Origin of the sequence: Streptomyces sp. NPDC058691 (assembly GCF_042714775.1) — a bacterium.
GTDB lineage: Bacteria > Actinomycetota > Actinomycetes > Streptomycetales > Streptomycetaceae > Actinacidiphila.
Genome location: NZ_JBHXSO010000003.1, coordinates 250,037 through 263,126 on the forward strand (window position 1 = coordinate 250,037; position 13,090 = coordinate 263,126).

10 protein-coding genes are annotated in these 13,090 nt (G+C 70.8%); 2 read left to right on the forward strand and 8 right to left on the reverse strand.

Going from position 1 to position 13,090, the window contains the following annotated elements; all coding sequences use genetic code 11:
- Positions 1-338 precede the first annotated feature (338 nt).
- Both hisS and ACFWVC_RS03875 read right to left on the reverse strand, forming a co-directional pair.
- Positions 339-1,601 (reverse strand): histidine--tRNA ligase, encoded by a 1,263-nt coding sequence (gene hisS, locus ACFWVC_RS03870; RefSeq protein ID WP_384276201.1) that lies wholly within the window; start codon positions 1,599-1,601, stop codon positions 339-341.
- Positions 1,602-1,614: 13 nt separating this feature from the next.
- On the reverse strand, positions 1,615-2,331 hold the full coding sequence (locus ACFWVC_RS03875) for an MBL fold metallo-hydrolase (RefSeq protein ID WP_384276209.1): 717 nt from the start codon (positions 2,329-2,331) through the stop codon (positions 1,615-1,617).
- Positions 2,332-2,534: 203 nt separating this feature from the next.
- On the opposite strand from ACFWVC_RS03875, the gene ACFWVC_RS03880 reads away from it, so the two are divergent.
- Both ACFWVC_RS03880 and ACFWVC_RS03885 read left to right on the forward strand, forming a co-directional pair.
- Positions 2,535-3,365, forward strand: a complete 831-nt coding sequence (locus ACFWVC_RS03880; RefSeq protein ID WP_384276215.1) for a peptidylprolyl isomerase — start codon at positions 2,535-2,537, stop codon at positions 3,363-3,365.
- A gap of 218 nt (positions 3,366-3,583) precedes the next feature.
- On the forward strand, positions 3,584-4,813 hold the full coding sequence (locus ACFWVC_RS03885; RefSeq protein WP_384276221.1) for a DUF349 domain-containing protein: 1,230 nt from the start codon (positions 3,584-3,586) through the stop codon (positions 4,811-4,813).
- Between the two features lie 85 nt (positions 4,814-4,898).
- On the opposite strand, the gene ACFWVC_RS03890 is transcribed toward ACFWVC_RS03885, so the two are convergent.
- The 6 genes from ACFWVC_RS03890 to ruvB form a co-directional block, all read right to left on the reverse strand.
- Positions 4,899-7,379: a RelA/SpoT family protein gene (locus ACFWVC_RS03890; protein ID WP_384276227.1), complete on the reverse strand. Its 2,481-nt coding sequence runs from the start codon at positions 7,377-7,379 to the stop codon at positions 4,899-4,901.
- A 361-nt stretch (positions 7,380-7,740) separates the two neighbouring features.
- Positions 7,741-8,301, reverse strand: a complete 561-nt coding sequence (locus tag ACFWVC_RS03895; protein ID WP_384276233.1) for an adenine phosphoribosyltransferase — start codon at positions 8,299-8,301, stop codon at positions 7,741-7,743.
- A 26-nt stretch (positions 8,302-8,327) separates the two neighbouring features.
- Positions 8,328-9,497, reverse strand: a complete 1,170-nt coding sequence (secF, locus tag ACFWVC_RS03900; RefSeq protein WP_384276242.1) for a protein translocase subunit SecF — start codon at positions 9,495-9,497, stop codon at positions 8,328-8,330.
- A complete protein-coding gene (secD, locus tag ACFWVC_RS03905) occupies positions 9,497-11,275 on the reverse strand; it encodes a protein translocase subunit SecD (RefSeq protein WP_384276247.1) in 1,779 nt (592 codons plus the stop codon). Before secD ends, secF begins: the two co-directional genes overlap by 1 nt.
- A gap of 125 nt (positions 11,276-11,400) precedes the next feature.
- Positions 11,401-11,832 carry a preprotein translocase subunit YajC gene (gene yajC / locus ACFWVC_RS03910; protein WP_384276250.1) on the reverse strand — a complete coding sequence of 144 codons (432 nt, stop codon included), beginning with the start codon at positions 11,830-11,832 and terminating at the stop codon, positions 11,401-11,403.
- A gap of 176 nt (positions 11,833-12,008) precedes the next feature.
- Entirely contained in the window at positions 12,009-13,073 is a 1,065-nt protein-coding gene (gene ruvB, locus ACFWVC_RS03915) for a Holliday junction branch migration DNA helicase RuvB (protein ID WP_384276255.1), read from the reverse strand.
- Between the last annotated feature and the right edge of the window lie 17 nt (positions 13,074-13,090).

Below are 13,090 nucleotides of genomic sequence, written 5' to 3' on the forward strand. Positions count from 1 at the left end.
GGCGCGCCCGCACGGCCTGCCCCTGCCCCGCCGCCCATGACTCGCTCTACACCCCTGTCCGCGTCGTCGAACCGGACCCGGCCGTCGCCGGCGAACTCCACTCGCCGCCCGGTACGGATCCGCTCGGTGCCGCCGGCACGGACAGACGCGTGTTGGCGTGGGTGCGGCTGCATGGACACCCGCTCGGGATGGTCGCTTCCCACGGTACGCCGGGCGATCCCGCCGGACCGTACCGAGCGTCGGCCGACGCCGCCCGTCGCGAACTTCCCCGGCCCGTACGGGGCTGAGCAGACGCGGTCCGGCCGGGCGCACCCGGCCGGACCGCGTCAGTGGACGGCTCAGGCCAGCCGCTCGCGCAGCGCGCCCACGATCCCGTCGACCGGCACCGCGGTCTGCTCGCCGCTCTCCAGGTCCTTCACCTGCACGACGCCCTCGGCGAGATCGCGCTCACCGGCGACGATCGCGAACCGGGCGCCGGAACGGTTGGCGGACTTCATGGCGTTCTTCAGGCCCTTGCCGCCGAAGGCGAAGTCGGTGGCGACACCTGCCCGGCGCAGCTCGGTGACCGCGCCGAACAGCACCCGGCGCGCCTCCTCGCCCATCGGCACCGCGAACACCTGCGTGGGCGCGGGCAGTTCGAGCTCGACGCCCTCGGCCTTGAGCGCGAGCACGGTGCGGTCCACGCCGAGCGCCCAGCCCACCGACGGCAGCGCCGGGCCGCCGATCATCTCCGACAGGCCGTCGTAGCGGCCGCCGCCGCCGACCGCGGACTGCGAGCCCAGGCCCCCGTGGACGAACTCGAAGGTGGTGCGCGTGTAGTAGTCCAGACCGCGCACCAGCTTGGGGTCGTCCTCGTACTCCACGCCCGCCGCCGTCAGCAGTTCGCGCACCTGCTCGTGGTAGGCCTTGCAGGCCTCGCACAGGTGGTCGCGCAGCAGCGGGGCGCCGACGAGCTGCTTCTGCACGCTGTCGCGCTTGTCGTCCAGCACGCGCAGCGGGTTGATCTCGATCCGCCGGCGGGTGTCCTCGTCGAGGTCGAGGCCGCGCAGGAAGTCCTGGAGCGCGGTCCGGTAGACCGGACGGCACTCCTTGTCGCCCAGCGAGTTGAGCAGCAGGCGGAAGTCGCGCAGCCCCAGCGAGCGGTACGCGTCCACGGCCAGGATGATCAACTCGGCGTCCAGCACCGGGTCCTCGGCGCCGATCGCCTCGGCGCCGACCTGGGAGAAGTGGCGGTAACGCCCGGCCTGCGGCTGCTCGTAGCGGTAGTACGAGCCGGAGTACCAGAGCTTGACCGGCAGGTTGCCGCCCCGGTGCAGATTGGCCTCCAGGGAAGCGCGCAGCACCGAGGCGGTGCCCTCGGGGCGCAGCGCCAGCTCGTCGCCGCCCTTGGTGGTGAGGGTGTACATCTCCTTGGTCACGATGTCGGTGGACTCGCCGACGCCGCGCGAGAACAGCTCCACCTGCTCGAAGCCGGGGGTCTCCACATAGCCGTAGCCGGCCCGCCGCAGCGGAGCGGCGATCGCCTCGCGTACCGCCAGGAACACGGCGGAATCGGGCGGCAGGAGGTCATAGGTGCCCTTGGGGGCCTGGAAGGTGCTCACAGGAAGTCTCTCGTCACATTCCTCGTCGCGGAGGTGCCGGGTGACCGGTCTCTCCGAGGCCGCGGGCCAACTCCGCAAGGTACGGATTGGTGGCGCGCTCACGGCCGATGGTCGTCTGGGGACCGTGACCGGACAGCACCACGGTCGAGTCGTCGAGCGGCAGGCACACGCGGGCCAGCGACGCGTACATCTCGTCCATGTCACCGCCGGGCAGGTCGGTGCGTCCGACGGAGCCGGCGAACAGCAGGTCGCCCGAGAAGAACACCGAGGGGATCTCGTCGGTCTCGGGGAGCCTGAAGGCCACCGACCCCTTGGTATGGCCGGGCGCGTGCGCCACGGTCAGCTCCATGCCCGCGAGCTCCAGGCTGCTGCCGTCGGAGAGCTCCCTCAGGTCGTCCGGCTCGCCGATGGTGAGTTCGCCGAGCAGCTGGGCGCCGATGGAGCGGCCGAGGGCCTTCTCCGGGTCGTCCAGCATGTAACGGTCGCGGGGGTGGATCCAGGCCGGGACGCCGTGCGCCCCGCAGACCGGAACGACCGAGGCCACGTGGTCGATGTGGCCGTGGGTGAGGATGACGGCGACGGGCTTGAGACGGTGTTTGGCGAGCGTGTCCTCGACGCCCTGGGCCGCTTCGTGGCCCGGGTCGATGATCACGCACTCCTCACCGGCGGCGGGGGCCACCACGTAGCAGTTGGTGCCCCAGGCCCCGGCGGGGAACCCGGCAATGAGCACGTTCGTCCTTCTGTCGGCTGTCGTTCGCGGCAGGTCGTGCCGCCCGAGGGCGACGTCAAGAGCCTACCGGCGCGAACGCGGCCATCGCGAACCAGTAACGTCGCTGGACTGTGGGCGTGGCGGACGCGAAGATCGGCCACGACGTACAACAGACGTACAGGCACATTCGACAGTTCGAGCAGAGGGCATCGGGAGACGGCTCAGTGGTCACCAAGGATCAGCGGCGGCGCCAGCTCGCCCGGGAGAAGTTCGAGCGGCAGCAGGAGCGCCGGGTCGGCGCACGCAACCGCGCACGGCAGCGCAACGCCGTGATCGCCGCCGTCGTGGCGGTCGTCCTGGCCGCCGGGGCCACGGCGTGGGCGGTCGGCGCCTTCAGCGGCGACTCCAAGCAGGACGAGGCGGCCGCCAAGGCCTCCCCCAGCGCGGCGGCCAGCGCCGCGCCCAGCAAGGTGCCCGACCCGTGCGCCAAGCCCGCCGCGGGCGCCCCCGGCACCGAGCAGTGGAAGAAGGAGCCCGCGGTCACCATCGACACGGCCAAGAAGTACACCTTCGACCTGCAGACCACCTGCGGCGACATCGCCCTGGACCTCGACGCGAAGAACGCGCCGCACACGGTGAACTCCTTCGCCTTCCTGGCCGGCAAGGGCTTCTTCGACCACACCAAGTGCCACCGGCTCACCACCTCCGGCATCTATGTGCTGCAGTGCGGCGACCCGACGGGCTCCGGCTCCGGCGGTCCCGGCTACACCATCCCGGACGAGAATCTGAAGGCGAAGTCGGTCTCCAAGGGCACGTATCCGGCGGGCACCGTCGCCATGGCGAACACCAGCCAGCCGCACACCGGCGGCAGCCAGTTCTTCCTCGTCTACCAGGACAGCCCGCTCCCGCCGTCCTACACGCCGTTCGGGACGATCACGGCCGACGGCATGAAGGTGCTCAAGAAGATCGCCGCCGCCGGTGACTCCACGGGCGCCGGCGACGGTGCCCCGAACGCGACCGTGGTGATCAACAAGGCGACCGTCACCGCGTCCTGAGGCGTGTCCCCGCACCCGCGCGGTGAATTCGCGGGTGCGGGATGCGGACAGCCGGGCCACCGGTCGCCTATGTTGGCGTTGTGTAGGGTGCCTGCGCCGACGGCTGCACCGCGCGAGCGGCAGCACGTCGGGACCGGCCAGGGCACGGCCCGGCCGGATGGAACTGTGGACGATGCCGTGTGCCGTGAAGCGGCCGGGCATCACGTGGAGGAGGCGCTGTGAGCAGCGACCCGTGGGGCCGCGTCGACGAGACGGGGACCGTGTACGTGCGTACGGCCGAGGGCGAGCGTGAAGTCGGCTCGTGGCAGGCGGGCTCCCCCGAGGAGGCGCTGGCCTACTTCGAGCGGAAGTACGAGGGTCTCGTCGTCGAGATCGGCCTCCTCGAACGCCGGGTGAAGACCACCGACCTGTCCGCCAAGGACGCGCTGACGGCCATCGAGCACCTGCGGACAGCGGTGACCGAGGCCCACGCCGTGGGGGACCTGGCGGCGCTGGGCGAGCGGCTGGACGGGCTGACCGCGCTGGTCGACTCGCGCCGCGAAGAGCGCAAGGTGGCCAAGGCCAAGGCCTCCGAGGAGGCGAAGACGGCCAAGGAGAACCTGGTCGTCGAGGCCGAGCAGCTCGCCGAGAGCGAGCAGTGGCGGGCCGCCGGCGAACGCCTGCGCGCCCTGGTCGACACCTGGAAGGGCCTGCCCCGGCTGGACCGCAAGACCGACGACGAGCTGTGGCACCGCTTCAGCCACGCCCGTTCGGTCTTCTCCAAGCGGCGCAAGGGCCACTTCGCGCAGCTCGACTCACAGCGCGAAGAGGCCCGGCAGCACAAGGAGAAGCTGGTCGAGGAGGCGCAGGCGCTGTCCGCCTCCACCGACTGGGGTCCGACCGCGGCCCGCTACCGCGAGCTCATGACCGAGTGGAAGGCCGCCGGCCGCGCTCAGCGCGAGGCCGAGGACGACCTGTGGAACCGTTTCCGCGGCGCCCAGGACGTCTTCTTCGCGGCCCGCTCCGAGGTCTTCGCGGAGCGGGACACCGAGCAGCGCGAGAACCTGGCGCTCAAGGAGGAGCTGGTCATCGAGGCCGAGAAGCTGCTCCCGGTGACCGACCTCAAGGCGGCCCGCGCGGCCTTCCGCGGCATCAACGAGCGCTGGGAGGCGATCGGTCACGTGCCGCGCGACGCCCGGCCGCGCATCGAGGCCCGCATGCACGCCGTCGAGCGCGCCATCCACGACACCGAGGAGAACGAGTGGCGGCGCACCAACCCCGAGGCGCGCGCCAGGGCCGCCGGCCTCACCGGCCAGCTGCAGGCGGCCGTCGACAAGCTGCGTGAGCAGATCGAGACGGCACGCGCGGCGGGGAACACCTCCCGGGCGGACAAGCTGCAGCGGGAGCTGGACGGGCGGCAGGCGCTGCTCGACCAGGCCCTGAAGTCCCTCGACGAGTTCAGCGGCTGACCCAATACGGCCGACAAGCGCGCAGGGCCCGTACGCGGTTGCGTACGGGCCCTGCGCGCTGTCGCCGGCTTTCCCGGCCGCGCCGTCAGCGCTGGCGGGCCGAGGTGACCCGGTAGACGTCGTAGACGCCCTCCACGCCGCGCACCGCCTTCAGGACGTGGCCGAGGTGCTTGGGATCGCCCATCTCGAAGGTGAAGCGGGAGGTGGCCACCCGGTCGCGGGAGGTCTGGACGGCCGCGGACAGGATGTTGACGTGCTGGTCGGACAGCACACGCGTGACGTCCGACAGCAGGCGCGAGCGGTCCAGGGCCTCGACCTGGATGGCGACCAGGAAGACCGAGGACTGCGTCGGCGCCCACTCGACCTCGATGATCCGCTCAGGCTGCTGCGACAGCGCCTCGACGTTGACGCAGTCCGCGCGGTGCACGGAGACGCCGTTGCCGCGGGTGACGAAGCCGATGATCGGGTCGCCCGGCACCGGGGTGCAGCAGCGCGACAGCTTGACCCACACGTCCCGCTCGCCCTTGACGATGACGCCGGGGTCGGCGGCCGACCGCCGCTTGGTGCGGCTGCGCGAGGGCGTCGTGATCTCGGCGATGTCCTCGGTCGCGCCCTCCTCGCCGCCCAGCGCCTCGACGAGCTTCTGCACCACCGACTGGGCGGTGATGTGCCCCTCGCCGATCGCCGCGTACAGCGCGGAGATGTCGGGGTAGCGCATCTCGTGCGCCAGGGTGACGAGCGAGTCGCCGGTGAGTACGCGCTGAATCGGCAGGCCCTGCTTGCGCATGGCCCGCGCGATGGCGTCCTTGCCCTGCTCGACGGCCTCCTCGCGGCGCTCCTTGGAGAACCAGGCGCGGATCTTGTTGCGCGCCCGCGGGGACTTGACGAAGCCGAGCCAGTCCCGGGACGGGCCCGCCCCGGCGGCCTTGGAGGTGAAGACCTCCACGGTGTCGCCGTTGTCGAGGGTCGACTCCAGCGGCACCAGGCGGCCGTTGACGCGCGCGCCGATGGTGCGGTGACCGACCTCGGTGTGCACCGCGTAGGCGAAGTCGACCGGGGTGGCGCCCGCGGGCAGCGCGATGACGTCGCCCTTGGGCGTGAAGACGAAGACCTCGTTGCGCGACAGGTCGAAGCGCAGCGACTCCAGGAACTCGCCCGGATCCTCCGTCTCCTTCTGCCAGTCCAGCAACTGCCGCAGCCACGCCATGTCGTTGACCGCGTCGTCCTTCTTCGCGGACTTCGGGCTGTCGGTGCGCACCTTGGAGGCGCCGGCGACGGCTTCCTGCTTGTACTTCCAGTGCGCGGCGATGCCGTACTCGGCGCGGCGGTGCATGTCGAAGGTCCGGATCTGGATCTCGACCGGCTTGCCGCTGGGCCCGATGACCGTCGTGTGCAGCGACTGGTACATGTTGAACTTGGGCATCGCGATGTAGTCCTTGAACCGCCCAGGCACCGGGTTCCACCGCGCGTGGATGGTGCCCAGCGCCGCGTAGCAGTCGCGGACGGTGTCGACCAGGACCCGGATGCCCACCAGGTCGTAGATCTCGGCGAAGTCCCGGCCTCGCACGATCATCTTCTGGTACACGCTGTAGTAGTGCTTCGGGCGGCCGGTGACGGTCGCCTTGATGCGGGCGGCGCGCAGGTCCTGCTGCACCTGGTCGGTGACGACCGCCAGGTACTCGTCGCGCTTGGGGGCGCGCTCGGCGACCAGCCGGACGATCTCGTCGTACATCTTGGGGTAGAGGATCGCGAAGGCGAGGTCCTCCAACTCCCACTTGATCGTGTTCATGCCCAGCCGGTGCGCCAGCGGGGCGTAGATCTCCAGCGTCTCGCGGGCCTTCTTCTCCTGCTTCTCCCGCTTGAGGTAGCGCATGGTGCGCATGTTGTGCAGACGGTCGGCGAGCTTGATCACCAGGACGCGCGGGTCCTTGGCCATCGCCACGACCATCTTGCGCACGGTCTCGGCCTGCGCGGCCTCGCCGAACTTGACCTTGTCCAGCTTGGTGACGCCGTCCACCAGCAGGGCGACGGAGTCGCCGAAGTCGCGGCGGAGCGCGTCCAGGCCGTACTCGGTGTCCTCCACCGTGTCGTGCAGCAGCCCGGCCATCAAGGTGGCCGGGTCCATGCCGAGCTCGGCCAGGATCGTCGTCACCGCGAGCGGGTGGGTGATGTACGGGTCACCGCTCTTGCGCTTCTGGCCGCGGTGCCAGCGCTCGGCCACCTGGTAGGCGCGCTCGATCTGGCGCAGCTGCGACGCGTCGCCCTTGGGGTCGTTGCTGCGCACTATGCGCAGCAGGGGCTCCAGCACCGGGTTGTACGGGCTGGAACGCTGCACGCCCAGCCGGGCGAGGCGGGCGCGGACGCGGTTCGACGAGGTCGCGGGCCGGTTCGGCGCCACGCTGCCGGGCGTGCGCACGGGCCGGGCCCCCGGTGTCGCCGGCGGGGCCTTGGGAGCGGTGCCCTCCGCGGGGGTGGCAGGCGCGGCGGAAGGAGCCGCGGAGACGGAGGACGCCTCGCGTCCCTCCGCGGCGGTCATCGGCTGGGTCGACCTGGCCTCGTCTTGCAAGGGCACTCCTTCTGGGCCCCTCCTGTCCGAGAACGGGCAAGGAGGGAGGGTCCGGTACCCCATGGTAGCGATGTGACCGGGTGAACCGCGTCCCGTCCCGCTCCTGCCCTCCCGCACCACGCGAAAACGGGGCCGCGCGAGGGAGGCATCGCCCCCGGAAACGCCTGTGGTGGGCGGGCGGGGGGCCCGGGCCCCCCCCGACCCCGGGGCCCCCAGCGGGGAAGCCGCCGGCACAGGCGCCACCCCGGCCCCCCCCCGCCACGCTAAACGGGGCCGGGGCGGGGGCGCCACCCCCCCCGCAACCGCCTGGGGGGCCCGGTCGCACGCCCGGCCACCACAGAGACGGAGCGACCACGTGCGCTCAGACGGCGATCAGTGCCTCCAGCGGGGCCCCGGCCAGGGACGGTGCGAGACGCTCGCGACCGCCCAGGAAACCGAGCTCCAGCAGGACGGCGACTCCGGCGACCTCCGCGCCGGTGCGGCGGATGAGGTCGAGGGAGGCCTCGGCCGTACCGCCGGTGGCGAGGACGTCGTCGATGACGAGGACGCGGTCACCGGCTCCGAAGGCGTCCTGGTGGACCTCGATCTCGGCCGTGCCGTACTCCAGCTCGTACGTCTTCCCGTGCGTGGCCGCGGGCAGTTTGCCCGCCTTGCGGACCGGGACGAAGCCCAGTCCGGCGCGGGCCGCGGCCGGGGCGGCGAGGATGAACCCACGCGCCTCCAGTCCGACGACCTTGTCGGCGCCGTGCCGGGTGCAGACCTCGGCGAGGGCACCGACCAGGGCGCCGAAGGCGACGGGGTCGGCGAGCAGCGGGGTGATGTCCTTGAACGTCACGCCCGGCTTGGGGTAGTCGGCCACGTCCCGGATGCGGCTGAGCAGCAGGCTGCGCAGCTCGCCCCGGGCGGCGTCCGTCGTCGTCATCAGTGGTGTTCCTCGGTGCTTCTGCTTCAGCGGCGCTTGCCGGACGGGCGGTTGCGGCCGCGGTTGCGGGACGGCGTCTCGCGCCGGCCGCCGGCCGCTCCCGCGGTGGCGGCGTGCGAGTCCTCGTCGTCGCCGTGATCACCGTGATCGCCATGGCCACCGTGACCGCCGTCCGCCGGGTCGGCGGAGTCCTGCGGGTCGTCCCCGCCCTGCTCCGCACGGCGGGCGTCGGCGGCGCGCTTGGCGAGCACCCGCTTGCGCAGGGCCTTCATCTCCGGGTCGCGCTCCTTGAGGTCCGCGACCAGCGGGGTCGCGATGAAGATCGAGGAGTACGCACCGGCGGTGAGGCCGACGAAGAGCGACAGCGCGATGTCGTTGAGCGTGCCCGCGCCCAGCAGGCCGCCACCGACGAACAGCAGGCCGGCGACCGGCAGCAGCGCCACGACCGTGGTGTTGATCGATCGCACCAGGGTCTGGTTGAGGCTGCGGTTGGCCAGCTCGCTGTACGTGTAGCGGTTCTGCTTGGTGATGTCCTTGGTCGTCTCCTTCAGACCGTCGAAGACGACGACGGTGTCGTAGAGGGAGTAACCGAGGACGGTGAGCAGACCGATCACCGTGCCGGGCGTGACCTCGAAACCGACGATCGCGTACACGCCGATGGTGATGGTGAGGTCGTGCAACAGCGCGATCAGGGCGGCCACGGCCTTGCGCCACTCGAAGGCGATCGCCATGTAGATCGTCACAAGGACCATGAAGATCACCAGGCCTTCGAAGGCCTTCTTGGAGATCTCCTCGCCCCAGCTCGGACCGATGATCTGCGGGTCGATGTCGCCCGGCTTGATGTTCAGGTCCTGGGCGATGTCGCCCTGGATCTTCTTGGCCTCGTCGAGCGTGATGTCGCTGATCTGGATGCGGACGCTGCCCGTGCCGAGCTTCTGCACGAGGGCCTGATGCCCGTCGGTGTCGTTGTCGATCCGGTCCTGGACCTGGGACACCGACATCGAGGTCTTGGGCGTGGTGAACACCGCGCCGCCGGAGAACTCGATACCGAGCTTAAGTCCGTTGACGACGAGACCCAGGATGGCGGCGACCGTGATCAGGATCGAGACGGTGTACCAGATCTTGCGCTTGCCCACGAAGTCGTAGGCGATCTCGCCCCGGTGCAGGCGGTGCCCGAGGTTTCCGAGCCGGGACATCAGGCCTCCTTGACGTCGGTACGGCCCGCGGGGCGGCGGGTGCGGCGCAGCGGGGGGGTGACGCCCAGGGCGCGCGGGTCGAGTCCGGACCAGGGATGTCCGCCTGCGTAGAACTTCTTGCGCGCGAGGATCGTCATGAGCGGCTTGGTGAACAGGAAGACCACCGCCACGTCGAGCAGCGTCGTCAGGCCGAGGGTGAAGGCGAAGCCCTGCACCTTGCCGACGGAGACGATGAACAGGACGGCGGCGGACAGGAACGACACGAAGTCCGAGACGAGGATCGTACGCCGGGCACGCGGCCATCCGCGGGCCACGGCGGGCTGCAGGGAGCGGCCCTCGCGCAGCTCGTCACGGATGCGTTCGAAGAACACGATGAAGGAGTCGGCGGTGATACCGATGGCGACGATGGCACCGCAGACCGCCGGCAGGTTCAGCGCGAAGCCGATGGCCGGGCCGAGCAGCGTCATGATCTCGTAGGTGAGGATCGCCGAGACCACGAGGCTGAGGATCGCGACGAAGCTCAGACCCCGGTAGTACGCGATCAGGTAGAGCATGACCAGCACGAGGCCGACCGCGCCGGCGATGATTCCGCCGTGCAGCTGCTCGCCGCCGACCGCCGCGGAGACCTTGGTGACGTCGGACTTGTCGAAGGTCAGCGGCAGGGAGCCGTAGGACAGGACGTTGGACAGGTCCTGCGCGCTCTCCTGGGTGAAGCTGCCGTAGATCTCCGCGCTGCCGCTGAGGGTCTGGTTCACCGAGGGGGCCGAGACGACCTCGTTGTCCAGCACGATCGCGAACTGGTTGTTCGGCGGCTGCTGCTGGGAGAGCTGCGAGGTGATCTTCGAGAAGTCCTTGGAGCCGGTGCCGTCGAAGGACAGGGTGACGACCCAGCCGTTGCCGCTCTGGGTGTCGTACTGGGCGGCCGCCTTCTTGACGTTCTTGCCGTCGACCGCGGACGGACCAAGCGCGTACTTGGCGCGGCCGTCCTGGCTGCACGCGACGATCTTCTCAGTCGGCTTGGCGTTCAGGTTGAGGTTGGCGCGGGCTTCCTTGTCGGAGCAGTCCAGCGCTGCGAGCTTCGCCTGCAGATCGGCCGGGATCGAGGTGTCCAGCGTGCTGCCCGGGGCGGCCGGCGAAGCCGGGGCGCTCGCCGGGGCCGACGGGGGCGCCGAGACCGGCGCGGACGGCGAGGCCGGAGCGGACGGCGAAGTGGACGAGCCGGACTTCAGCGCGTCCGTGACGGCGCGGCCCTGAGTCGAGGAGCTCGGGGACGGGGAGTTCTTCGCCCCGGTCGAGGCCGTCGAGGACGGCGAGGCCGGGGACGACGCCTTCCCCGAGGGGCTGGACGAGGGAGAGGGCGTAACGGGCGGGGTGTTGGCCACCTCGGCGAGCACGGGCCGGAAGTAGAGCTGGGCGGTGGTGCCCACCTGCTTCTCCGCCTGATCCGCGTTCGTGCCCTTGGGGATGTTGACGATGATGTTGCGATCGCCCTGCGTCTGGACCTCGGCCTCGGACACACCGAGACCGTTGACACGCCGCTCGATGATGCCGACGGCGGTGTCCATGTTGGTCTTGTTGATCGCGTTGGACTGATCGCTCTTGGCCGTCAACGTGATGCTCGTGCCGCCGGCGAGGTCGATGCCCAGCCGCGGCGTCGTGTGGCCGGAGAGGAACATCCCTCCCGTGAGCGCCACGATGGCCAGCAGGATCACTGCCAGCGCCCGCCCGGGGTATCCCTGGCTCCCCGAGGGCTTGCGGCCCCTCTTCGGTGCTGCCACCTTCTCGATTCTCCCTGTCCAACCGCCCTGCGGACCTGCGCGCGCAGCAGGGCGGCACGATGTGTTGTACGGACGTGCCGACGCGTAAACGTACCTGCCCCGGGTGTCGTCCCGGGGCGGCGGCGTTACTTGGAGTCGGTGCCGTCCGTCTTGGGGGCGTCCTGCACCTTGGCCTCGTCCGCGGACTTGGCGAGGTCGACGCGGTCCTCGTGCTCCGCGGAGTCGTCGCCGTGCTCGGCGTCGTCGGCCTCGAGCTCCGGCTCGGGCTCCGGCTCGATGCCGTGGACGACGCGGTCGTACTCGGCCTGGTCGAGCACGGCGGCGATGGCGTTCTTCGCGAAGTGCGCGTGCACGCCGTCTTCCAGCTCGAGCAGCACCGTGTCGTCGTTGACCTCCTTGACGACCGCGTACATGCCGCCGATGGTGCGGATGCCGGCGCCCGGCGCCATCTGGTTGCGCATGTCTGCGGCCTGGCGCTGCTTGTTCTTGGCGGAGCGGGTCATCAGCAGCATGACACCGATGATCAGAACGAAAGGCAGGATCTGGATGAGGTTCATGGTGTCAGGACGGTCCTTCGCATGGCCGCGGTGGCCTCGTCTACGGGATCTGCGGGATCTACGGGATGTGTTCGTCGTTCCGGAGGACGACGTCGGCGGAGTCTAAGCGTTCGTTCGCCGCTGGAACAACGCCAAGCATTACACCGTGGTTCCTGCGGCGGCGAGTCTCCCCGCCGTCAAGGGCCGAACAGCCCGTCTTGCCCGGGTCCGCCGCCCTGCGGCGGCACGAGTCCAAGGTGTGCCCACGCTGCGGGAGTGGCCACGCGACCGCGCGGTGTACGCGCCAACAGCCCCTCGCGCACCAGGAACGGCTCGGCCACCTCCTCCACCGTCTCGCGCTCCTCTCCCACGGCCACCGCCAGTGTCGACAACCCCACGGGCCCGCCGCCGAAGAGCTTCAGCAACGCCTGCAGTACGGCGCGGTCCAGGCGGTCCAGGCCGCGGCCGTCGACCTCGTAGACGTGCAGGGCGCGTGCGGCGATCTCGCGGGTGATCCTGCCGTCCGCCTTGACCTGGGCGAAGTCCCGGACGCGGCGCAGGAGTCGGTTGGCGATGCGCGGGGTGCCACGGGAGCGGCCGGCGATCTCGGCGGCGCCCTCGGCGTCGATGTCGACGTCGAGGAGCCGGGCGGACCGGTGGATGACGCGCTCCAGTTCGGCCGGGGCGTAGAACTCCATGTGACCGGTGAAGCCGAAGCGGTCGCGCAGCGGCGGCGGCAGCAGCCCGGCCCGGGTGGTGGCGCCGACGAGCGTGAACGGGGGCAGTTCCAGGGGGATCGCGGTGGCGCCGGGGCCCTTGCCGACGATGACGTCGACGCGGAAGTCCTCCATCGCCATGTAGAGCATCTCCTCGGCGGGCCGCGACATCCGGTGGATCTCGTCGAGGAAGAGCACCTCCCCTTCGGCGAGGGAGGACAGGATCGCGGCCAGGTCGCCCGCGTGCTGGATCGCGGGGCCGGAGGTGATGCGGATGGGAGCGCCCATCTCGGCCGCGATGATCATCGAAAGGGTGGTCTTGCCGAGCCCGGGGGCGCCGGAGAGCAGCACATGGTCCGCGGTGCCGCCGCGCTGACGGGCGGCCTTGAGGACCAGGTCCAGTTGCTCGCGAACCCTTTCCTGGCCGACGAACTCCTCCAGCGCCTTGGGCCGCAGTGCCGCTTCCACGGCCTGGTCCTCGCCGTCGGCGGCGGCGCCGACAAGACGATCGGCGGTGGTCGGTACGGACTCGTCGTCCCAGTTCACTTCGGTGCGCCTTACGG